This window comes from Peribacillus sp. P4_B1, assembly GCF_056402395.1.
Window position 1 is genome coordinate 1 of record NZ_JBFUHM010000148.1, and the last position, 982, is coordinate 982.

1 pseudogene is annotated in these 982 nt (G+C 40.0%); it reads left to right on the forward strand.

Annotated features, from left to right (window positions below):
- Nucleotides 1–24 precede the first annotated feature (24 nt).
- Nucleotides 25–982: pseudogene (locus AC1DVK_RS26955) on the forward strand (IS3 family transposase); the annotation flags it as partial.

The following is a 982-nucleotide window of genomic DNA, read 5'->3' on the forward strand; positions in this document are numbered from 1 at the left end:
GTCTATCTGAGAGGGGATTTTTCTATGGCAAAAAAGGGGCAAACGTTTCAAACATATACAGAAGAATTAAAGCGAGAAGTTGTTCGTTTGAAGTTGGAGGAAGGCTGGTCATATCGTCGGCTTCGTGAGCGATTTGGTATCAAAAGTGATGCACAAATAGCGAATTGGGTAAAGAAAGTGCAAAATAATGAGCCTTTTGAAGACCAACGTGGTGTATGGAACCGTAAGAATTTTTCTAGTGTTGAAGAAGAAAATGCTTATCTGAAAGCGCAGGTGGACTATTTAAAAAAGCGCAATCCAAATCTACATGGGAAGGAATGGTCCTGAAAGCCGAAAGGTTTCAAGTAATTGATGGATTGAGGAAAACACACCCACTCGCGTGGCTATTAAAAATCGGTGAAGTTTCAAGAGCTGGTTACTACAAATGGCGGAAAACTCAGTCTAAACGTTCTCTAAGACTTGAGAAAAACCTATGGATAAAAGAACATATATTAGCCATTCATAAGATACATCCGTACTACGGATATAAACGGATGACTCGAGCTTTATTCAGAGAGGGAATCGTTGTCAATCATAAGCGTGTTCGTCGTTTGATGAGAGAATTGGGGGTTACATCTGTTATTCGAAAGAAACGTCCATTCTATGGCCGAAGAGGATCCGTTGTATTTAAAAATGTTTTAAACCGTGAGTTCTATGCAGAGTCCATGTTACAAAAGTTAGTAACAGATATAACCTATGTGCGGATTGGAGACACGTTTGCCTACCTATCTGCCGTTTTAGATTTGTATAATAATGAAATTGTGGCATGGGAAGTTTCTTCTCGAAACGACCTTGAATTGGTTCATAATACGTTGAATCAGTTAAGGGACAAGTCATTCGAAAAGGGGGCCCTTCTTCACTCCGATCAAGGATTCCAATATACGACGAAATCATACGAAAGACAGGTAAAAGAACTCGGTCTTCAAGGAAGCCACTCTCGTCG